General features: G+C 70.6%; 16 protein-coding genes. 10 read left to right on the forward strand and 6 right to left on the reverse strand.

Annotated elements, in window-relative coordinates:
* Positions 1-196: 196 nt before the first annotated feature.
* A complete protein-coding gene (dacB, locus tag F4560_RS00545; RefSeq protein WP_184914676.1) occupies positions 197-1,765 on the reverse strand; it encodes a D-alanyl-D-alanine carboxypeptidase/D-alanyl-D-alanine endopeptidase in 1,569 nt (522 codons plus the stop codon).
* 351 nt (positions 1,766-2,116) lie between these two features.
* On the opposite strand from dacB, the gene F4560_RS00550 reads away from it, so the two are divergent.
* The gene (locus tag F4560_RS00550; RefSeq protein ID WP_221483276.1) at positions 2,117-3,580 is read left to right on the forward strand and encodes a family 43 glycosylhydrolase; all 1,464 of its coding nucleotides are present in this window, start codon (positions 2,117-2,119) and stop codon (positions 3,578-3,580) included.
* A 235-nt stretch (positions 3,581-3,815) separates the two neighbouring features.
* The gene (locus F4560_RS00555) at positions 3,816-6,044 is read left to right on the forward strand and encodes a rhamnogalacturonan lyase family protein (protein WP_184914679.1); all 2,229 of its coding nucleotides are present in this window, start codon (positions 3,816-3,818) and stop codon (positions 6,042-6,044) included.
* Between the two features lie 46 nt (positions 6,045-6,090).
* On the opposite strand, the gene F4560_RS00560 is transcribed toward F4560_RS00555, so the two are convergent.
* Positions 6,091-7,731, reverse strand: a complete 1,641-nt coding sequence (locus F4560_RS00560) for a glycoside hydrolase family 27 protein (protein ID WP_184914682.1) — start codon at positions 7,729-7,731, stop codon at positions 6,091-6,093.
* Between the two features lie 262 nt (positions 7,732-7,993).
* Complete coding sequence (gene helR, locus F4560_RS00565) at positions 7,994-10,189, reverse strand: RNA polymerase recycling motor ATPase HelR (RefSeq protein WP_184914684.1); 2,196 nt, start codon at positions 10,187-10,189, stop codon at positions 7,994-7,996.
* 201 nt (positions 10,190-10,390) lie between these two features.
* On the opposite strand from helR, the gene F4560_RS00570 reads away from it, so the two are divergent.
* From F4560_RS00570 to F4560_RS00590, 5 genes are all read left to right on the forward strand, one after another.
* Positions 10,391-11,650: a carotenoid oxygenase family protein gene (locus tag F4560_RS00570; protein ID WP_184914687.1), complete on the forward strand. Its 1,260-nt coding sequence runs from the start codon at positions 10,391-10,393 to the stop codon at positions 11,648-11,650.
* A gap of 19 nt (positions 11,651-11,669) precedes the next feature.
* Positions 11,670-12,545 (forward strand): GntR family transcriptional regulator, encoded by an 876-nt coding sequence (locus F4560_RS00575; RefSeq protein ID WP_184914690.1) that lies wholly within the window; start codon positions 11,670-11,672, stop codon positions 12,543-12,545.
* A 272-nt stretch (positions 12,546-12,817) separates the two neighbouring features.
* Positions 12,818-13,270 (forward strand): BP74-related protein, encoded by a 453-nt coding sequence (locus F4560_RS00580; protein ID WP_184914693.1) that lies wholly within the window; start codon positions 12,818-12,820, stop codon positions 13,268-13,270.
* A 78-nt stretch (positions 13,271-13,348) separates the two neighbouring features.
* On the forward strand, positions 13,349-14,272 hold the full coding sequence (locus F4560_RS00585) for a hypothetical protein (protein WP_184914696.1): 924 nt from the start codon (positions 13,349-13,351) through the stop codon (positions 14,270-14,272).
* Positions 14,269-14,634 carry a GntR family transcriptional regulator gene (locus F4560_RS00590; RefSeq protein ID WP_184914699.1) on the forward strand — a complete coding sequence of 122 codons (366 nt, stop codon included), beginning with the start codon at positions 14,269-14,271 and terminating at the stop codon, positions 14,632-14,634. The genes F4560_RS00585 and F4560_RS00590 overlap by 4 nt, the downstream gene beginning before the upstream one ends.
* Here the strand turns inward: F4560_RS00590 and F4560_RS00595 are convergent, their stop codons facing one another.
* Both F4560_RS00595 and F4560_RS00600 read right to left on the reverse strand, forming a co-directional pair.
* A complete protein-coding gene (locus F4560_RS00595; RefSeq protein ID WP_184929741.1) occupies positions 14,635-14,820 on the reverse strand; it encodes a hypothetical protein in 186 nt (61 codons plus the stop codon). It abuts the gene before it with no gap.
* Positions 14,821-14,866: 46 nt separating this feature from the next.
* Positions 14,867-15,988, reverse strand: coding sequence for a hypothetical protein (locus F4560_RS00600; RefSeq protein ID WP_184914702.1), 1,122 nt, complete (start codon positions 15,986-15,988; stop codon positions 14,867-14,869).
* 312 nt (positions 15,989-16,300) lie between these two features.
* Between F4560_RS00600 and F4560_RS00605 the strand changes: the two genes are divergently transcribed.
* Entirely contained in the window at positions 16,301-19,489 is a 3,189-nt protein-coding gene (locus F4560_RS00605; protein WP_184914705.1) for a S8 family serine peptidase, read from the forward strand.
* 110 nt (positions 19,490-19,599) lie between these two features.
* Here the strand turns inward: F4560_RS00605 and F4560_RS00610 are convergent, their stop codons facing one another.
* Positions 19,600-19,962, reverse strand: a complete 363-nt coding sequence (locus F4560_RS00610; RefSeq protein WP_184914708.1) for a DUF6223 family protein — start codon at positions 19,960-19,962, stop codon at positions 19,600-19,602.
* Positions 19,963-20,175: 213 nt separating this feature from the next.
* Here F4560_RS00610 and F4560_RS00615 point away from each other — a divergent pair, with 213 nt between their 5' ends.
* Together F4560_RS00615 and F4560_RS00620 are read left to right on the forward strand one after the other, a co-directional pair.
* A complete protein-coding gene (locus F4560_RS00615) occupies positions 20,176-21,294 on the forward strand; it encodes a histidine kinase (protein ID WP_184914711.1) in 1,119 nt (372 codons plus the stop codon).
* Positions 21,291-21,947 carry a response regulator gene (locus tag F4560_RS00620; protein ID WP_184914713.1) on the forward strand — a complete coding sequence of 219 codons (657 nt, stop codon included), beginning with the start codon at positions 21,291-21,293 and terminating at the stop codon, positions 21,945-21,947. The genes F4560_RS00615 and F4560_RS00620 overlap by 4 nt, the downstream gene beginning before the upstream one ends.
* The last annotated feature ends 135 nt before the right edge of the window (positions 21,948-22,082 follow it).

Below are 22,082 nucleotides of genomic sequence, written 5' to 3' on the forward strand. Positions count from 1 at the left end.
CGGCGACGCCCGCTCCGAAGCGGGTTCCGCCGGGAGCCGCAGGCGTCACCGCTGGTCGGAGTCGCAGCCCGGGTTGTCGAGCGACGTCAGTCGAACGCCCTGGCCGTGCTCCCAATCCCGTCGCAGTGGGCGGAGAACCACTGCTGGAGGAAGCCGAAACCCTCGGTATTGATGTGGACCTCCTACGGCTCGACCCTCAGCAGGCCTTGACCCAACTGCACTCCAGGTCGACGTCGAGCTGCCGCCTCTGGTCGTCGGACAGCTCCGGAATGACGTACGCACCCGGCGGGGTCTGCCCGCTCCGGTTGCCCGCCAGCCGGACCGCGACCGCGTCCTCCAGCGGTTTCGCGGACGTCAGCGTGTTGTTGCTGATCATGGAGAACACCAGCGGGGTGCCGTCGGCGGTGGTCACGTAGCCCGACAGCGCGCTCACGCCGGTCAACGAGCCGGTCTTGGCCCGCACGTTGCCCTCGGCCGGCGTGCCGCGCATCCGGTTCCGCAACGTCCCGCCGGTCATCCGGTCGCTCACCCCGGCGACGGGCAGCGAGTCGTACCACGCCTGGAACCACGGCTTGCCCTTGGCCGCGAGCAGCAGCCCGGTCACCTGGCCGGGCGCCACCTGGTCCATTCTGGACAGACCCGAGCCGTCCCTCAGCGAGATCACCGTCGAATCCATGCCGAGCCCGCCCAGCCGCGCCGAGATCGCCCGCAGACCGGCACTCCAACTGCCCTCGCCGAACACGGCACGCCCGGCGGTCTTCACCAGGATCTCGGCGTGCATGTTGTTGCTGAGCTTCATGAACGGCACCATCAACCGCGACAGCGGCATCGACTGGTGCTCACCCAGGACTCGGGCATCCGCCGGTGTCACGCCGACGCCCGTGCCGGCGAGCACGCGGACCCCGTGCCGGGCCAGGGCGTCGTGGAACAGTGACGTGACCAGTCCGGTCGGCTCCCAGACGGTGCTCCACTCGGTCTCGACGGCGCCTCCGGCGGGGATCGAACCGCGCACGTCGATCACGTTCGTGCCGTGCTGCCGCTCGACGGACACGCTGGACGTCGACCCGGGCGCGCCGGTCACGGCGGTGTTGGCGATCGTGACGTAGCTCGTCGGAGGGTCGGTGGTGACGGAAGCCGGTTCGCCGGCCGCCCCCGGCGCGACCCGCACGATGATCGATCCCGCGTCGTAGTCGGTGTCCGGTGAAACGGTCAGCGCCGAGATCTGGGCGTTGTAGTAGTACGGCTCGTCGTCCCAGGCCCAGCCGGTGCCCAGGCGCACGGAGTCGAACCAGGTGTCGTCGGCGACGAGCCTGCCGCGGACCAGCTTGATCCCGTCGGCCGCGACCTTGGCGGCCAACGCGTCGTAGTCGGCGGCGAGGATCGTCGGGTCCCCGGTTCCGCGCAGGTGCAGGTCGCCCGCCAGCACTCCGCCAGTCGTGCGTCCGACCGCCGACACGCTGGTGGTGAACCGGTGGTCGGGACCGAGGATGTCGAGCGCGGCGGCGGAGCTGATCAGCTTGCCGTTGGACGCCGGCTGGCGGCGCTTGTCGCTGTCCCGGGTGAACAACACGGCGCCGGTGTCGGCGTGCCGGACCACGAGACCCACGTCGGCGCCCTTGAGCCCGGGAGCGGCGAGGATCGCGCTGAGATCCTGGTAGAGCGTGTCCTGGGCCTGTGCGGACGCGTCGGTGGCCAGATCGGACGCCGGAACCGCGGTGAACAGGGCGGCGGCCAGCACAAGGGCGAGGGATCGCGGTCTGGGCATGGGGACTCCCTGAGGCGCCGAGGATGGTTCGTCAAGGATTCTCCACAAACTCGGGTGTTCTGTGAAGCTTTGACACACGGTCGGCGGGGCGGCTGCCGTCGAACCGGGGTTGGCCGGCGGCGGGTCGGCGATTCCGGTGTCCGGGCTGGTCGCGGCACGATGTTACGCATGTGAGCGCTAACAGATTTGGTCATACGGCGGGTGGTCGCCGAAACGGTCGGACACGTGGGCAACGGGAGCCAGCGGCGAAGGTACTGATGCCCCTTGAGGCGGACCACGGCTCCTGTTAGCGTTAACACCTCGCAGTGACGCGAGTCACTACCCCTGTCCCAGGTCATCCGAGGAGTGGTTGTGCTGTTCGCTCAACGCAGAGGAACGGCATGGCGGGCCTTGTCGCTCGTCGCTGCCATCGTCGCCGGGCTGTTCCTGAGCCCGATCAGTCAAGACCAGGCGGAAGCCGCGCCCGGCCCGTCGTTCACCAACCCCGTAGTCGGTGCGCCGAACAGCGCGGATCCGACCCTGGTGCAGTACAACGGCAACTACTACTACGTTGCCACGACGTGGTCGTCCGACGTGGTCATGCGCCGATCCGCCACGATCGCGGGCCTGCGCAGCGCCCCTGAGCAGCTGGTGCTGCGCACCGGCGGGGACACCATGTGGGCGCCGCACCTGGAGATGGTCGGCAACCGCTGGTACCTGTACTACTCGGTGGAGATGTCCGGAGCGCCGCGGCGGACGCACGTCGCGGAGAGCGCCGGGTCGGACCCGATGGGCCCGTACACCTACCGCGGCGTCGTGAACCTGATGCCCAACAACGGGTGGGCGATCGACGCGAGCCTGTTGAAGCTCAACGGGGCGCTGTACATGACGTTCTCGGCGTTCTCGCCGGTCGACAACCTCCAGTCGCTCTACATCGCGCCGATGGCGAGCCCGGTGCAGGCCAGTGCGTTCGGGACGCGGATCTCCGCTCCGACGCTGGCATGGGAACGGCAGGACGGCGCGGTCAACGAGGGGACGTTCGCGTTGCAGCGCAACGGCCGCACGTTCCTGACCTACTCGGGCAGCCACTGCAACGGACCCAACTACAAGGTCGGCATGCTGGAGTACCGCGGCGGCGACCCGTTGGCGCAGGGCTCCTGGTCCAAGTTCGCCAATCCGATCTTCCAGCGCAACGACGCCGCCGGCGTCTACGGCCCGGGTCACCACTCCTTCTTCACCTCGCCGGACGGCACCGAGACCTGGATCGCCTACCACGCCAACTCCTCTGCGTCCCAGGGCTGCGGCACGAGTCGCACCACCCGCGTGCAGAAGATCTCCTGGAACGCCGACGGAACGCCCAACCTGGGTGTCCCCGTCTCCACCTCCACCGTCATCGCCGGCCCGTCGGGCGAGACCGGCAGCACCCCGCGGGTGAAGATCCGCAACCAGCACAGCGACCTCTGCCTGGACGACTACAACTTCGGCGCCGCCCCCGGCGCCGAGGTCCGGCAGTGGACCTGCAACAACCTGCCGGTCCAGGACTGGTACCTGACCGCGGTCGGTGACGGCTACTACCGGATCGCCAACGGCCACAGCGGCCTGTGCCTGGACAACAAGGACTTCGGCACCGCACCGGGTTCCGTGGTCCAGCAGTGGACGTGCAACGACCTCGCCGTGCAGCAGTGGCGGCTGACCACGACCAACGGCCGCACCACGTTGGTCAACCGGCACAGCGGCCTCTGCCTGGACAACTACAACTTCGGCACCGCACCGGGCTCCGAAGTGCGGCAGTGGACCTGCAACGGCCTCGCCGTGCAGCAGTGGAACGTCGCCTGACGCCTCCTCAGGCGCGAGGGGAACGGGGCATCAGGCCGATTCGGCTTGGTGCCCCGTTTCTTCGTGCCAGGAGTTACCGGTGAGTTAAACCGTTTGCATAGGTGCCTCCCTCTTGACACAGGACGGTGTTGCCTGGTTCTCTGCGGATCGCATAGTAAACGTTTACACACCCGCCGCCGCCACCAAGTGCCGAGTGTCGAGGTGCTAGGCCGCCTCGACCTGTTGAGGGGCAGTGATGAAACGACTGACAAAGACGTCCGCCGTTGTAACCGCGGCGACCGTCCTGGCCGCCATGGTCACGACAGGAGTGTTCGCACCAGCCGTGCACGCCGCGACCGCCAGGTACGAGGCGGAGTCCGCGCCGGCCACCTGTGACGGGGCCATCGCGACGAACCACTCCGGCTTCTCCGGCACCGGCTTCTGCGACTCGACCGGCACGGTCGGGGCCGCCGCGCGGTTCACCGTCGCCGCGACCGCCGCCGGCAGCGCGACCCTGGACATCCGCTACGCCAACGGCAACGCCGTCGGCCGCCCCGCGAACGTCACCGTCAACGGGACTGTGGTGCACAGCGCCACCCCGTTCGACAGCACCGGCGGGTGGAGCGCCTGGGCCACCAGGACGATCACCGTCCCGCTGAACGCCGGCAGCAACACCATCGCCCTGTCCGCGACCACCGCCGGCGGCCTGGCGAACATCGACTACCTCGACGTCACCACCAACGGCGCCGCCGTGGGCAGGCGGATGGAGAGCCTGGGCCGCGGGGTCGTCGCCGTGCGTTCGAGCAGCAGCGCGGTGCTCGTCAGCTGGCGACTGCTGGGCCTCGACCCCGCCGGGATCGGGTTCAACGTCTACCGGTCCACCGCGGGTGGCGCGGCCGTCAAGCTGAACTCCTCCGTGCTGACCGGTGGCACGAACTTCACGGACTCGACGGCCAACCTGTCGCAGGCCAACAGCTACCACGTCCGGCCGGTGATCGGCGGTGCTGAGCAGGCTTCGAGCGGGGCGTTCACGCTGACCGCGAACCACGCGACCGAGCCGGTGGTGCGCGTGCCGCTGCGCGCGGGCGGCGTGGTGAAGTTCCTGTGGGTGGGCGACCTGGATGGTGACGGCGAGTACGACTACGTGCTCGACCGGCAGACGTCGCCGCAGAAGATCGAGGCCTACCGCCGTGACGGCCGGTTCCTCTGGCAGGTCGACATGGGCCCCAACAGCACCAACCAGAACAACATCGAGGGCGGCTCGTCCACGATCAACGTCGGCCACAACGACGGCGTCACCGTCCAGGACCTCGACAGCGACGGCCGTGCGGAAGTCGCGGTGCGGATCGCCAACGGCGTCACGTTCGGCAACGGCGTCAGGTTCACCGACAGCAACAACAACCGGCAGCACATCGCCATCCTCGACGGCATGACCGGCGCACCCCGCGCCACCGCCCCGGTGCCGACCGACTACCTGGCCGACGGCCCGATGTACGCGCGCTTCGGCGTCGGCTACCTCGACGGCGTCAACCCCAGCCTCGTGGCGTTCATGAAGAACCGGATCGGCAGCGGCGACTTCAACCTCATGTTCGCCGCCTGGAGGTTCACCGGCAACGCGCTGACCATGCAGTGGAAGTTCCTGCGCGGCAACCAGAACCTGCCCGACGGGCACAACACCCGCATCATCGACGTGGACGGCGACGGCAAGGACGAGATCGTCGAGATCGGGTTCGTGCTCAACGGCGACGGCCGCCTGCGCTACTCGCTCGGCCCGCAGGGCATCGTCCACGGCGACCGCTTCCACATCGCCGACATCGACCCGAGCCGTCCGGGGCTGGAGGGCTACGGGGTGCAGCAGAACAACCCCAGCGGCCTGCGCGACTACTACTACGACGCCGCCACCGGCAACATCATCTGGCGGCACTCCGCATCCGGCACCGCCGACGTCGGCCGCGGCATGGTCGGCGACATCGACCCCCGTCACCCCGGCATGGAGGTCTGGGCCTTCTCCGGGCTCTACAACGCGTCCACCAACCGGCTCACGCAGTCGAGCACGTCGTTGCAGCCCTGGCCGCAGTTGGGCCTGTACTGGGACGGCGACACCACGATGGAACTGCTGAACGACGGCAAGTTCGAGAAGTGGAACCCCACCAGCCCGACCACGACCAACAGCGTGCCGCGGCTGCTCACCACCGGGAACTACGGCGCGGTCGACGCGGCACAGGGCAACTCGCCCGTCATCTACGGCGACATCTTCGGCGACTGGCGCGAAGAAGTCCTGTACACCAACGCAGCCTTCAACGAGCTGATCATCTTCACGACGAACCAGCCGTCGAACACCAGGTTGTACACGTTGGCGCACAACCCCGCCTACCGCAACGCCATGACGTTCAAGGGCTACATGCAGTCGCACCACGTCGACTACTTCCTCGGCGCGGGCATGGCCACACCTCCCCGGCCGAACATCACCTACCAGCCGCGATAAGCGCCACCGCTCCGGCCGGGTCGTGGAGACCCGGCCGGAGCACCGGTCAGACGCGGGCCCACCGCTGATTGGCCTGCCCGTTGCAGGACCACAGGATGAGCGCCGTGCCGTTGGCCGTGCCCGCCAGGTTGGCGTCCAGGCACAGGCCTGCGTGGACGTTGCGGACGGAGCCGTCCGAGTTGAACGTCCAGCGCTGGTTGGCCTGTCCGTTGCACGGCCACGTGATCACCCTGGTGCCGTTCGCCGTGCCCGAGTTGTCGGCGTCGAGGCACATGGTGCCGAAGACCCGGATCTCACCCGTGCTCCAGCTGGTCCACAGCTGGTTGGCGGCGTTGTGGCAGTCCCAGAGCAGGGTCGTCGCACGGGCTGCGGTGGAGGCGTTGTCCACGTCCACGCAACGGCCCGAACCGACACCGCGAAGACGGCTCGTGGTGTTCGGGAGGGTGCTGCCGCCACTGATCCGGAACACGGCCACACCGTGCGCGGGCACGTTCGCCGAGATGGTGCCGCCGGTGCCGAAGACGCTGCCGGTCCACAGGTCGGTCGCGGTGAACGACCCGCCCGACAGACCGATCTGCGCCGCCGTGGTGGAGATGGTGGCGCTGCCACCGCCCCGGTTGAACAACCCGACCGCGACCGAACCGTCGGACAACGGCTTGGCGAAGACCTCGGTCGCGCCGTCGTCACGGACCCGGCGTCCGCCCGCGCCCGACCGGTCCTGGTTCACCGCGAGCAGGTGGGGGTTGCGCAGGATCGCGCTGACGTCACCGGACATGGTCCGGATGTCGTTGCCCGCCATGAGCGGCGCGGCCATCAGGGCCCAGAGCGCGAAGTGCGAGCGGGACTCGGTGAGGGTGAGGCCCGGCCTGCCGACGACGAGCATGTCCGGGTCGTTCCAGTTGCCCGGACCGTTCTGCGCGGCCAGGGGAGCGGTGACGTCGACGACGTTGCCCACGCCCATGGGGTAGCTGTTGGTGTTGCCGTTCTGCCAGATGTCGAGCAGGTCCTCGGTGGTGCGCCACAGGTCGGCGACCTGGCCCCAGTTGTACTTGTCGCCGGTGATGGCGTGCAGGCTGTTGGGGTTGATGCTGTAGACGATCGGGCGGCCGGTGGCGCGCAGGGCGTCGCGCATCGCGGTGAACCGGGCGACCTGCTCGTCACGGGTGCCCCAGGGGTTGCACCAGTCGTACTTGAGGTAGTCCACGCCCCACGAAGCGAACGTGCGGGCGTCCTGCGCCTCGCGCCCGCCGCTGCCGGTCGAACCGGGGTAGTTGCCCACGCGCTGCGCGCAGGTGCGGTCGGTCGGGGCCATGTAGATGCCGAACTTCAAGCCGCGGCTGTGGATGTAGTCACCGAGCGCCTTCATCCCGCTCGGGAAGCGGGTCGGGTGCGCCCGCAGGTTGCCCTGCGCGTCGCGGTTCGGGTCGAACCAGCAGTCGTCGACCACCACGTACTGGTAGCCGGCCGCCCGCATCCCGGAGCTCACCATCGCGTCGGTCGCCTGGCGGATCAGGGTTTCGCTGATGTTGCAACCGAAGGTGTTCCACGAGTTCCAGCCCAGTGGGGGCGTCAGCGCGGGGCTGCCGGGGGCGGCCGTGGCGGCCTGTGGTGCTAGCAGGACAGCTGCGGCTGCGGCAGCCGTGGTGAGGAGGTGGAGCAGTCGTCTACGCAAGCGAGTGGGCGTCATTGCCTCTCCTTGAACGTTCCATGTCCCGCTGACGCTCGAAGTCGGTGTGCGTCAGGGTTGTGAACGCTAACAGGGGGCTTGGAGCGATTCAATATCTTGGCAGGGTCGAGCAGGTCCACTACGCTGCCTCAGCAACATATCCCGTCCGCCGGTGAGCTTCGGACAGGTGTATGAGAGCGATAACAGCCGAGCTGCTGACGCCCGCGCACGCCCGGACGGCCGGCCCCGGAACAGGGCCGGCCGCTCGGGGATCACGAGACGCCTACCGCTGATTCCCCGCCTGAACGGGTGCCCCGACCTCGGTGAGCCCGGTCAGCGCCTGCGGCAACGGGCTCCGGTGCAGGACGCCGAGGCGTTGCGTGGCACGGGTCAGGGCGACGTACAGCTCGGCCGCGCCGCGGGGGCCGTCGGCGATGATCCGCTCCGGCTCCACGACCAGGACGGCGTCGAACTCCAGGCCCTTGGTCTCCGACGCCGGCACCACACCCGGCACGCCGGGCGGCCCGATCACGACGCTGGTGCCCTCACGACCGGCCTCCTCCCGCACGAACTCCTCGATCGCGGCGGCCAGTTCGTCCTCGGTGACCCGCCTCGACCACGGCTGCACGCCGCACGCGCGGACCGACTCGGGTGGCTGGACGTCGGGCGCGAACTCGGCGAGCACCGCGGCGGCGATGGTCATGATCTCCGCCGGGGTGCGGTAGTTCACCGTCAGCGACCGGTAGACCCAGCGGCCCGGCACGTACGGGTCCAGCATCGTGTCCCACGAGGTCGCGCCGGCGGCCGAACGGCGTTGGGCGAGATCGCCGACCACCGTGAACGAACGGCCCGGACAGCGCCGCATCAGCACCCGCCAGTCCATTTCGGACAGTTCCTGCGCCTCGTCCACCACCACGTGCCGGTACGTCCAGTCCCGGTCGGCGGTGGCACGTTCGACCAGGTCACGCGTGTCGCGCTCCAGGACGCGATCCGCCAGGTCCTCGGCGAAGAGCAGGTCCGTGGCGTACAGGTGGTCCTCGTCGTCCATCGAGTCCTCGCGGTTGGCGAGGCTGTCCAGCACGCCGGAGGCGAACTCGGCCTCGGCCTTCCGCTTCCGCTCGGCGGCCTCGTCGACCGACTTGTCCCGGCCCAGCAGGTCCACCAGCTCGTCGAGCAGCGGCACGTCCGACACCGTCCAGGGGTCACCGTCGGCGCGCAACAGCGCCAGGTCGGCGCCCGCGGCGCGCAGCCGTTCGGGGGATGTGAACAGCGGCCCCAACAACGATTCCGGCGTCAGCACCGGCCAGAGCTCGTCCAGCGCGGCGACGAACTTCTCGTCCTGCGCCAGCTCCTTGGTCAGCTCCGTCCGCATCCGCTCCCATGCGTCGCGGTCGTCGCGGGTCAACCAACCCTTGCCGATCCTGGGGATGGCCCGTTCGGTGAGCACGTACGTGACGATCTCGGCGAACACGGTGCGGGCTTCGTTGTGCGGCAGCCCGCTCGCTCGCGCTTCTTCCCTGGCCCACTCGGCGGTCCCCGCGTCGATCCGCACCGTGACGTCCGACAGCCCGATCGGCAGCGGCTCCTCCGGCAGTAGCTGACGGTCGGCGATCGCCGCCCGGAGCACGTCCAGGATCTTCAGCGAGCCCTTGAGCCGCGCGGCTTCCGGGGTGTCCTCGGCGGTCGCGCGCAGACCGGGCACGAGATCGCCGGTGGTCATGAACACCACGTCGGACTCGCCCAGCGACGGCAGGACGCGGCCGATGTGGTTCAGGAACGCCGGGTTCGGCCCGACCACGAGCACACCGTGGCGTTCCATCCGCTCCCGCTGGGTGTAGAGCAGGTACGCGACGCGGTGCAGCGCCACCACGGTCTTCCCGGTGCCCGGTCCGCCCTCGATCACGAGCACGCCGGGGTGGTCGAGCCGGATGATCCGGTCCTGCTCGGCCTGGATCGTGGCCACGATGTCGCGCATCCCGGCGCCGCGCGGCGCGTTGACCGCCGCGAGCAGGGCCGCGTCCCCTTGCGCGTCACCGCCGGGGCGTCCGAGCACCTCGTCCGTGAAACCGGCCACGTGACGCCCGCGCGTGTGGAACTGGCGGCGGCGACGCATGTTCTCCGGGTTCGCGGCGGTGGCGACGTAGAACGGGCGCGACGCCGGCGCCCGCCAATCGAGCAGCACCGGCTCGTAGCCGTTCTCCTCGTCGAAAAGGCCGATCCGGCCGATGTACGAATGCTCGCCCGAAAGGCTGTCCAACCGGCCGAAGCACAGCCCGTTGTCCGCCACGTCGAGCCGCTTCGCCTCCTTGGCCAGCGCGCGCACCTCGTCGTCACGTTCCATGGGCGTCCCGCCGTTGCCCCGCAACGCCGCGCCGTACGCGCCCTTCACGCGTGCGCGCTCGGCGTCGAGCCGCAGGTAAAGCCCCTCCACGTAGCTGCGTTCGGACCGCAATTCGTCTTCGTAACCCTGAGTTGACACATGCCCCTCACAGCGGCTAGCCTGGAACCAGGTTCGGCGGATTCTCCATTGGATTACGGAGAGCACGCCGACTTTTTATTGTCCATCTCCTGTCAAGTCGGCTTGCTTTTCGCGGCTGCCGGCACGGCTTGCACTAGTGCACAGCAGGGCTTTTCCCGTCGCGGCCGGTGGAGTTGGCGATCTCCTCCATACGGTGATCACATGAAGTATCTGGAAGGGCCTTTCGCGCCCGTCACCGAAGAGGTCACCGCGTTCGACCTCCCGGTCACCGGGAGCATCCCGGCCGAGTTGAACGGCCGCTACCTGCGCAACGGGCCGAACCCGCTGGGCGTCGAAGATCCCGCCGTGCACCTCTGGGGCATGGGCCAGGGCATGGTGCACGGCGTGCGGCTGCGTGACGGCCGGGCCGAGTGGTACCGCAACCGGTTCGTGCGCACGCCCGGCTACGCGCCCATGGTGCACGTGATCGAGCACGCCCGGCGCACCTTCGCCCTGGCCGAGGGCGGCCTGCCGCCGACCGAGCTGGACGACGAGCTGAACACTGTGGGCGTGTGCCCTCTGGGCGGCACGGCGGAGGGGTTCACGGCGGGCGCGCACGCCAAGCACGACCCGCTCACCGGCGAGCTGCACTCGCTGTCGTACATGGTCGGCCGCGACTTCGTGCAGCACATCGTGACCGGCGTCGGGGGAGACGTCGTCCGGTCCACCACCATCCCCATGACCCGCACGCCGTTCATGCACGACTTCGCGCTGACCGAGAACCACGTGGTGTTGTGGGACACGCCGCTGGGCTTCGACGGGTACGAATGCCGGTGGCTGCCGGAGCACCCGACGCGAGTCGGCGTCATGCCTCGCACCGGCGGTGACGTCCGCTGGCTGGACATCGACCCGGTGCACGTCAGCCACACGCTCAACGCCTACGACGACGGCGACTCGGTCGTGGTCGACCTGGTCACGGCCGACGGGCCGTTCGACCCCTCCGACCCCGGTGCGATTCGGCCCACGCTCGATCGCTGGACGATCGGGCCGGACAGGATCGACCAGCGACGTATCGACGACCGGCCGCAGGACTTCCCGCGCCTGAACGAGGCACGCGCCACCCTTCCGCACCGGTACGGCTACTCGGCCGCGACCGCCCTGTACGGGATGCCGTTCACGCCCGAGGGCACGCCGCCGGACGGGGCGTTCACCAACGCCCTGGTCAAGCACGACTTCGAACGCGGGACGGCCGAGGTGCACGGGTTCGGCGCGGACGAAGCGGTGGGGGAGGCCGTGTTCGCCGCCGCGGGGGCGGGTGAGGACGACGGATACCTGCTCACGTACGTCCACAACCCCCTGCGCGGCGCCGGTGACCTGGTGATCCTCTCGGCCGAGGACTTCACCGGCGAGCCCGTCGCGCGGGTCCACCTGCCGGCCAGGGTGCCGCTCGGCCTGCACGGCAACTGGCTGCCCGACCGCTGAGCCGTGGCAGCATGACGCCGTGACCGATCCGCGACCGCCGTACCTCCGGATCGTCGCCGACGTCGAGCGGCGGATCGCCGAGGGGGAGCTGCTGCCCGGCCAGCCCGTCCCCACCACCAGGGCGATCATGCGCGAGTGGGGTGTCGCCATGGCGACGGCGACGAAGGCGCTGGCCGCGCTCAAGCAGGCGGGCGCCATCGAGTCCGCGTCCCGGGTCGGCGCCGTGGTCGCCGCGCGGAGGCTGCCCTCGCGTTCGGCCGGCGGTCTCGAACGCGACCGCGTGGTCCGGGCGGCCATGGAGATCGCCGACGCCGACGGCCTGGCCGCGCTGTCCATGCGGACCGTCGCGGCCAGGCTCGGGGTCGCCACCATGACCCTCCACCGGCACCTCGACGCCGACCTGCCCCAGCTCGTCGCCGATGCCGCGTTCGCCGAGATCGAGTACCCGGAGCCGCCGCCGGGGTGGCGTTCCCACTTGCGGGTGTCCGCTCAGTTGCAGTGGGCGGCCTACCAGCGCCACCCCTGGCTGCCGCGGCTGGTGTCGATCACCCGGCCGGCCACGTTGCCGGGGCTGTTGGCGTACGCGCAGTGGACCCTGGGCGCGCTCGACGGCCTGGGGCTGGACCCGGTCACCCGCCTGCACGTCTACGCGACGGTGGTCAACCACGTGCGGGGGACGGCGATGAACATCGAGCCCGAGGCCGGCGCGGAGCTGGACACGGGGATGACCAGCAAGCAGTGGAACAGGGCCAGGCTGCCGATCGAAGGGCCGCTGATCGCGCAGATCACGGACGTCGGTGCGGAGCTCGACCTGGAGTCGCTGTTCGCCTTCGGCCTGGAACGCGTGCTGGACGGCCTGACCACCGTGATCATGCCCCGGAAAGTCCGCCGATAGCCCGGGGCCGGAGTGATCGGGCGCATGCGCCGTCACAACCTTCGGCCACGCGATGTGGTCCTGACCGCCGGCGGGTACGCGTGGCGCGCAATCGCACTGCCCGTCCGTGCCGGACGGTGTCCAGGGGGCGCGCCGTGCACTCGTCCGGGCGGAGTCGGGGCCCGTCGGTGTGACTGCTCTCGCGGGATGTCCTGGTGGTTGTTGTGCTGGCGGGTGTGTGCCGTGACATCGGGGCCGACTGGCCCCGCCCGGCCCGATACCCGGAGGTACCGATGCGTCGTCCCATTGCTGTTCTGGCCGCTCTGGCGGCATTGCTGCCGGCGCTGGTCGCGGCACCCGCCCAGGCTGCCGACCGCCCCGCCCCGTCGCGTGCGGCCGTGGCGGAGCAAGGGGTCGATTTCGAGTTCATCGACATCACCAGGGAGAAGTTCGTCTTCCGACTCACCGATCCGGACAAGATCGAGCACGCCAGGCGCATCATCAGCGGAGAGGAAACCGAGGTCGTCCACGTCATGGGGCGGATCACCAAGGTGCCCGCCGACTACAACCGCAAGTGGAGTTACCACCTCAAGTCGGACAGCGTCAGCTTCTTCGACTACGGCATCGAGGTCTGCGACGCGACCATCCCCTACGTCGAGGATCACCTGGACGAGGTGGGCGGGGCGTTCCTGCCCGGCCTGTTCTGGTGCCCGTGGACGTCGAAGTTGACCCGCGAGGTCGGCTGACCCCGACCGCTCGCCGAGGGGGAGGTGGCCGGGCGCCCAACTTTGTGTCACGCTAGTGGTACAAAGTTGGGGGGCGCCGTGGAGTCGGTTCTGCTGTACGGCGTTCTTGGTGTCGCCTTGTTGGCCGTGCTGTGGCCGACGAGATCCACCGCGCTGCGATTCCTCCGGCGATGGGGTGTGGCGGACCCGGACGAACGGCAGGGCGCGCTCGCGGTGAAGTACCTGCGGGACCGGCGGTTGCTGTACCCCCCGCTGTTCCTGCTCGCCCCGACCGTGACGGCCCTCGCCGCGCACGCGCTGGGACTGCCCGACAGCGCCTCCGGCTCCGCCCGTTCCCTCGCCACCCTGATCATCGCCTTGCTGCTCGCGGAAACCGTCGCGGCGCTGCGTCGGGCACGCGGTCCCCGGGTTGCGACGCTGGCCCGTCGGCACTGGCGCGACCTGGTGCCGGTGTGGGCGATCGGCCTCATGCTCACGTTCGGCTCCGTGGCCGCGCTGCTGGCCGTGGCGGGCATGATCGCCCAACCGCGAGTGGACCGGATCGTGGCGCTGATACCGGCGGACGGCGTTTGGGAATCACCGGACAGCGGGACGTTGACCGTGTCGCCTCAGCACCTCGCCGAACTCACCCACCCGACCTCCGTGGTGGCGCTCATCGGGGTGGTGGTGGGACTGGTCGCCGCGCTGGGCGTCGTGCGGCTCGCGGTCCGGCGTGGCCCGGTCGGCGATCCGCGGGTGGACGCCGCGCTGCGGACGCGCAGTGCCCGGGTCGCGGTCGGCATGGGCATCGCGTGGGCCGCGTCGATGATCTTGATCGCCAACGGCCGGCTCGGGCTCCTGCGCAACGTCGACTTCCGCGGCTTCCCGCAGCCCCCCGACTGGCTGGAGCTCACCTCGTCCACCGACCTCCTGGGGCTGCCGGTGCTGTTCATCGCCATCGCCGGCTGGATCTGGGTGGCGAATCCGCCCCGCCGCTTGCCCTACGTGCAGGGCGCGGCGTGACGCGAATCGTCGTCGACCCCGACAGCGGCGTGGCGTCGTGGCGTCAGGTGCGCGACCAACTCGTCCACCTGATCCGCGTCGGCGAACTCCCGGTCGGCAGCCAGTTGCCGTCGATCCGGCAACTGGCCCGGGATCTCGGGCTGTCGGTGGGGACCGTGGCACGTGTCTACCGCGAACTGGAGACGGCGGGCGCCCTGCACACCGCGAGGCGCAACGGCACGGTCGTCGCCGCCGTGCCGAGTGCGGACACCGACGTCGCCATGGCACTGGCAAAGGCGGCAGCCGACTACGTCACCAGCGCCAAGGCACTCGGTGCCGACCGACAGGACGCGGTGCAGGCGGTACTGCACGCCTACCAGTAGTCAGTGGCCGTTCCCGGTCATGTCCATCCCGCCGGCGCCGCCCCGGCCCTCGGGTGTGGACTCGTCCGCCTGCGTGTTCGGCGTGTTGGCCTGGTCGTCCGCGAACGTCGGCCGGCTGTGCTCGTCGGCGAAGTCAGGCTCGTGCTCCACATCGGGCACGGTGGGGTCGTTCTCACGTGGGTCCATGCAGGTGGGGCTACCCGCTGACGGCCACCTCGACGCCTGCCGCCAGTCATCGGCGGGGTGGGGCGACGTCCTTGTCGGCTTTCAGCACGACCTCGCGGCGTTCCCGCGCGCGGTAGCCGTAGGTCGCTTCACGGACGGTGATGTCGTCTTCCAGACCCGACCCGACCGCACCCGCGATCGCGCCCAGCACGCTGGCCATCAACGCGATGACCACGTAATCCGTCACGCCGACCGGGTGGCCGAGCGTGGTGGCCAGGTACGAGGGCGGGACGACCAGCGCCACCGCGGCGAGCGCGACGGCGAACATGGCCACGAAGAACGCGGCGCTGCCGGCGGCGATCGTGATGACCGTGCTGGCGTTGCGCAGCCGCACGTCGGGATCGTGGCCGCCGTGGCTGCGTTCCCACAGCTCGTGCGAGACGATGATCCAGACGGTCATCGTGGCGACGGCCGCCGTGGTCACGCCGGCCAGTCGGACCGGGCTGAGCGAGTCCGCGAGCGTCCAGATCGTGGAGTACAGCACGCCGAACGCGATACCGGTCAGCGCACCGGCCAGCGCGGTGGACAGACCGCGCAGCAGCTGCCACGGCCGGTTGACCCGGACCATCCCGGCCAGCAGGTGCGGCACGCCGCGCCGGCGGGCGATGTGGACGTGCGGCGAGCCGGGTTCTTCCACTCTGATGGTCCGCGACGACAACTCTCGCCGGAGTTCGGCGAGCGCCGCCGACCCGGGCGGTGCGGCGAGGTAGCCGACGATCGCCACCACGGCCGTGCTCAGCCGACGGCGCAGGTGCCATCCGCCCAGCGCGGGCAGTGAGATCACCGCGACCCGGTCGGCCGCGTGGAGGTCGGCGATCACGACCGAAGCGCCGTCCGGCATCGGCTGGTCGGTGATGCAGACCACCAGGTCCCACCCGGTGTCGCGGACGTGCTCGCGCGCCTTCTCCACCAGCGGGTTGTAGTCCGGGTACATCGCCTCGAACGGCTCGTGCATCGTGTCGACGTGCCAGGCGACCCCGTCGTCCACCTCGGCGCGGAGGCGTTCGGGGAGCACGTCACGCAGCCGGTCGGCGAGGATCGCGGGCAGACCCGGGTCCGCGAGCACGCCGACCGACACCCTGCGTGACGGCACGTCGTCAGGTCGTCGGTGGTCGTCGGCGTCGGTCATCGGTCGCGGTCCGGGGTCACGGAGCGTTCCTCCAGCAGGGCGTCGTCCCCGAGGCCTACCCGCTGCCGCCGGTCGGAAACCCGCCGCGTGGCCGGCCTCACCGGCCGAACGAGAACCCGCGGGTCGACCGCCGGTGGTGCATTCGGGTGGACGAACACCCCTCCAAGAGTGGCTGACCTCCTCCGCACGGGTGGATAGCGTCGAGGTCGTCGGGGGACATCGCCACTTCCGGTCACACCGCCACCGCGGGGTCTGCGGCGCCTCCCGACCGCGCGATCCACAGCGCACCACCGAAATCGGGAGGAAAACCCTGTGTTCAGACCTCGAAAGCGCGGTAAAGCCCTGGGCGCCGTCGTCCTGGCGGTCGGGCTCGTCGCCGCACCGGTGACCGGAGTGGCCGGTGCGGAGCCGGCGCCGGCGGGCGTGCCACCACGGACCGTCACCCTGATCACCGGCGACCGGGTGGTGGTGACCGGCACGGCGGTCGGCGCGTTCCAGCCCGGTCCCGGCCGTGAGGCGACGACCTTCCACACCGTCCACCGGGACGGGCGGCTGCACGTCGTCCCCGAGGACGCGGCCAAGGGCATCGCCGCGGGCAAGCTCGACCCGCGCCTGTTCGACGTGACCGGCCTGATCGAAGCCGGCTACGACGACGCCCGCAGCGACCACGTGCCGCTCATCATCACCGGCACGCCCACCACGGGCCTGCAAGCCACCCGGGCGTTACCCGGCGCAGTGGCCGCACAAGCGCCCAAGACCGGGGCCGCGTTCCAGGACCTGCTCGCCGATCCCGGCGTGACCAAGGTGTGGCTCGACGGCATGCTCCGCCCGACGCTCGACCGCTCCACCACCCAGATCGGCGCGCCCACCGCGTGGCGGACGGGCTTGACGGGCAAGGGAATCCGGGTCGCCGTGCTCGACGGCGGCGTCGACGGCGACCACCCCGACCTGGCGGGCAGGGAGATCGCCGAGCGCAACTTCACCGACGACCCCGACAGCGCCGACCTCGACGGCCACGGCACACACGTCGCCGCCACCATCGCCAGCGGCAACCGGACGTACCGGGGCGTGGCGCCCGACGCCCGGATCCTCGACGGCAAGGTCTGCGTGAACGGCGGCTGCCCGCAGTCGTGGGTGATGGCCGGTATGCAGTGGGCGGTCGACGAGGGCGCCGACGTGGTGAACCTCAGCCTCGGCGGCTACGACTCCCCGGACATCGACCCGCTGGAGGAAGCGGTCAACCTGCTGTCCGAGAAGACCGGCGCCCTGTTCGTCGTCGCGGCGGGCAACGGCGGGCGGTCCAGGTCGATCGACTCGCCTGGCAGCGCCGACGCCGCGCTCACCGTCGGCGCCGTCCGGCATGACGACGATCTCGCCCACTTCTCCAGCCGCGGTCCGCGCAACGGCGACGGCGCGGTGAAGCCCGACATCACCGCGCCCGGCCTGAACATCGTCGCCGCCAGGGCCGCCAAGGCGATCATCGGCACCCCGGTCGGCCGGCGGCACCTGTCCCTGTCCGGCACGTCGATGGCCACCCCGCACGTCGCGGGCGCGGCCGCGCTGCTCGCCCAGCAGCACCCCGACTGGACCGGCACGCAGCTCAAGTCCGCGTTGATGGCCTCGGCCAAGCCGAATCCCGGGCTGGGCGTGTTCGACCAGGGCACCGGCCGGGTCGACCTGCCGCGCGCGATCACGGCGACCGTCGGCGCCGCGCCGGTGAGCGTCACGTTCGAAGAGCAGCTGTGGCCGCACCACGACGACACCCCCGTCACCAAGACGGTCAGCTACCGCAACAGCGGCAAGGATTCCGTCACCTTCGACCTCGTCGCCGAGCTGCGCGGTCCCGACGGCCGGGCCGCGCCCGAGGGCCTGGTCATCGTCACCCCCGCGCGGGTCACCGTGCCCGCCGGCGGCACGACCGCCGTGGCCGTCACCGCGGACACCAGGGTCGGCGGCCTCGACGGCGTCTACTCCGGCGCCCTGGTCGGCGGCCCCACGCGAACTCCGGTCAGCCTCGCGCGAGAGGTCGAGAGCTACGACATCGCGGTCGAACACGTAGACGCCGAAGGCAACCCCGCTTTGGACCACACGACCGCGCTCGTCGGCATGAACAACGACGTCTACACGAACGTGTACGGCGGCAACGGAACTGCCACCGCGCGCGTGCCCAAGGGTGAGTACATGGCGCGTTCGGTGGTGCGCACCGGCGCCGAGGTCGCGGTACTCGCCCGGCCGAGCATGACCGTCGACGCCGACCACACGCGGTTCACGTTCCACGCCGCCGTGGCCAAGCCGATCCGCGTCACCGCGCCCGATCCCGCCGCGCTCGCGGTGATCAGCGACATCAACGTCGCCAGGGTGTTCAACGGCCGGCGCGTCGTGCTCAACACGGCGTTCTTCGCCGGCTTCGACGGCATGTCGATCGGCCACGTCGGCCCGACCCTGCCCGAGGACCAGTTGGGCGTCTCCATCGGCGCCCAGTTCCAGGCCGCGCCGGTCGACGGGACGCCGGTGCACTACCGGTTCCGCTGGGTCGAGCACGCCGTGCCCGACGGGTTCACCCGCGCGCCCACCATGGACGAACTGGCCGAGGTGCGGACGAGCTTCGCCCCCGGCCCGGCCGACCGCAGGCACCTGCACAGCGGCAACGCCAGCCCGTTGGACGGTTCGGGCGGCTGGTCGGTGCTGCTGCCCGTGCCCGCCGGCGGCACGGTGGTCGACCGCATCACGCCGGATCAGCTGACCTGGGGCTGGTCCTACACGCGGCAGTCACCGGAGTACCGGACGGAGGCCGACTACTCGTCGTTCAACCGCAAGTACGCGCTGGGCGGCGACTACGCGGAGCGGTTCCTGTTCCCCGTGCTCGGGCCGGGCCTGTCCGGCTACTCGGCGACCTACCTGGGCCTGTACGAGGACCGCATCACGGCGCAGGTGCCGCTGGTCAACGACCGCGCCGGCAACCTGGGCCGGGCGAGCCACGAAACGGCGCGCACCTCGCTGCACCGCGACGGGCGGCTGGTCGGCCTGGCCCGCGACCAGGTGGCCGAGTTCACCGTGCCGGCGGGGGAGGCCCACTACCGGCTGGAGCACGACGTCGTCCGCGATCCGAAGGCCAACGAGCTGACCACGCGGATCAGCGGGGCGTGGACGTTCCGGACGGACGTCCTGCCCGACGGCCACGGCCGCCGGCTGCCGCTGTCGGTGGTCCGGTTCACGCCGGAGTTGGACGCCGCCGGTGGCACGCCCGCCGGTCGCCTGTTGCGCGTGCCGCTGACCGTGGAGCAGCAGGACGGCGCGGACAACGGCGAGGTGCGTGAGGTGCGGGTCGACGTGTCGTTCGACGACGGCAAGAGCTGGCGTCGGGTGCCCGTCGTGGAGGGTGCCGCTTTGGTGCGACACCCGCACGCGGCCGGCTACACGTCGCTGCGCGCGTCCGGTTCGGACAGTGACGGCAACACGTTCGAGCACACCGTGATCCGCGCTTACAAGATCACAGGGTAGGGCGTTGCCGACGTGCCGGGAGGGACCGCACCCCTCCCGGCACCGGTCCACCCGCTCGGCCGCCAAGTCCCGCCTCGGCACGGACTCGTCCCCGTCACGGCCTGATCCCGTCAGGCGGCAACCCGGCGGGAACGGGTCAGCGCGAGCCCGCCGAGGACCATGGCCGCCACGCCGATCACCATGGCCAGGACGGCGCCGGCCAACCCGTTGCCGGTGCCCAGACCACCGGCGGAGTTGGCGGAGTGCAGGGCGCCGACGACCAGCGCGACGAGCCCCGCCACACCGGCCGTGAGCGCCCCGCCCCGCCCGTTGCCGGTGGCACGACGGGCAGCACGCAGGGCCAGCGCGCCCAGGACCACGCCGACCAGCCCCAGCAGCGCGGCCACGGTGGGCAGGAGCCGTCCGGTGCCGATGCCTTCGGTGGTCTGCGCCGCGGCAACGGCTACGGGGATCAGGGCCTCTGGTGAACTCATGTCTTCTCCTCTTCCGGCTTTCCTTGCCCGCTGATCATGTCGCCGGGCACGCCGTGGGTCGTCTTGCAGACGGATGCCATTCGCGCTGCGACCGGTGCCGCAGCGCGCTGCCGCCGATGTCGCAGGAGCGGGGCGAACTACTGCGCGTGCGGTAGTCGAGAGGTCGTCTGCGAGGAGGAGTCGTCGGCGGGAGGATCGGGTTACGGTGCGCGCATGAGGACAGGACGGTCCGGCGTTCCGGCGGGTGTGTGGGATTGGGCGATCGCCGTCGGCGTGGCGGCCACGCTGCTCGTCGCCGGGCTGTCCGGGGACCACCCCGCCGACCCGGTCGGCTATGCGCTGTTGGTGGCCGGCGGACTGGCGTTGGCCGCACGCCGTCACGCTCCGGTCCTCGTCCTGGCCGTGACCGGGCTGTGCGCGGTGGGCTACCAGGCGGTCGGTTTCGACGTGGCCGCCGTCGCGTTCCTGTTCGCCGTGTACGCCTCCGTGCGGGCGGGCCACCACGTCGTCACGATCGTGGCCGCTGTGATGATGTTGGCCGCGCTGCCGTTCGCGGGTCTTGTGGTGGGACAGGACATGCCCGTCGGCGAGGCGCTCGTGCAAGCCCGGGGTGCTCTCGAAATCGCTTGGCTGGTCGCGGCCGGCGCGGCGGGTGAGGCGCTGCGGCAGGCCGAACGGCGGGCGGACGAAGCCGAGCGCACCAAGGAGGAGACCGCGCGGCGTCGCGCCAACGAGGAACGGCTGCACATCGCGCGAGAGCTGCACGATTCCCTCACCCACCAGATCTCGATCATCAAGGTGCAGGCCGGAGTCGCCGTCCACCTGGCCCGCAAGCGCGGTGAACAGGTGCCGGAGGCGTTGCTGGCGATCGAGGAGGCCGGTCGTGAGGCGACCAGGGAACTGCGCGCGACCCTGGAGGCGCTGCGCGATGACGGCACGACACCGCCGCACGGGCTCGCGCACGTGCCGGAACTGGTGGAACGGGCCCGCACGACCGGCCTGGACGCGACCCTGACGATCGACGGGCAACGGCAGGACGTGCCGGCCGCGGTGGACCGGACCGCCTACCGGATCGTGCAGGAGTCGCTGACCAACATCACCCGGCACGCCTCCGCCGCCACGGCGTCCGTCCGGATCGACTACCGGCCGGAGGCCCTCGCCATCCGGGTGGACGACGACGGCAAGGCCACACCGGACACCGTCGCGTTGCCCGGTGTCGGCCTGCTCGGGATGCGCGAACGCGTCAACGCTCTCGGCGGTCGCCTGCGGGCGGAACCACGCGGCGAGGGCGGCTTCACCGTCCACGCCGAACTCCCGGTGGACCGGCAGTGATCCGCGTCCTGCTGGTGGACGACCAGCCGCTCCTGCGCAGCGGGTTCCGTGCGCTCCTCGACGTCGAGGACGACATCGAGGTGGTGGCCGAGGCCGCGGACGGGAAGGAAGGGCTGGCGCTCGCCCGGGAACACCTGCCGGACATCGCGCTCATCGACATCCAGATGCCGGTGATGGACGGCATCGAGGCGACCCGGCGCATCGCCGAGGACCCGGCGCTGGCCGGGGTGCACGTCGTCATCCTGACCAACTACGGCTTCGACGAACACGTGTTCAACGCGTTGCGAGCCGGGGCCGCGGGGTTCCTCGTCAAGGACATCGAACCGGAGGACTTCCTGCACGCCGTACGGGTGGCCGCGCGCGGTGACGCGTTGCTCGCGCCGTCGATCACCCGCAAGCTGATCGACCGTTACGTGAGCGAGCCGCTCCACGTGGACGCGGACGTCGGCGGGCTGACCAACCGTGAACGGGAGGCCGTCGTGCTGGTCGCGCGCGGCCTGTCCAACGACGAGATCGCCGACCGCATGGTGATCAGCCCGTTGACCGCCAAGACCCACGTCAACCGGGCCATGACCAAGCTCCACGCCCGTGACCGCGCGCAACTCGTGGTGCTCGCGTACGAATCGGGTCTGGTGTCGCCGCGCAACCGTTGACCGCGCAACCGTTGACCGCGCAACCGTTGACTGCGCGGCCGTCGACTCAGAAGTCCCAGCGCGTGGCGCCGTACGGCTCCGAGACCAGCCAGCCGCCCGAGCGGTAGTGGAAGCCAGCGCCGTCCCCGATTGACG

It is taken from the genome of Saccharothrix ecbatanensis (assembly GCF_014205015.1).
Taxonomy (GTDB): domain Bacteria; phylum Actinomycetota; class Actinomycetes; order Mycobacteriales; family Pseudonocardiaceae; genus Actinosynnema; species Actinosynnema ecbatanense.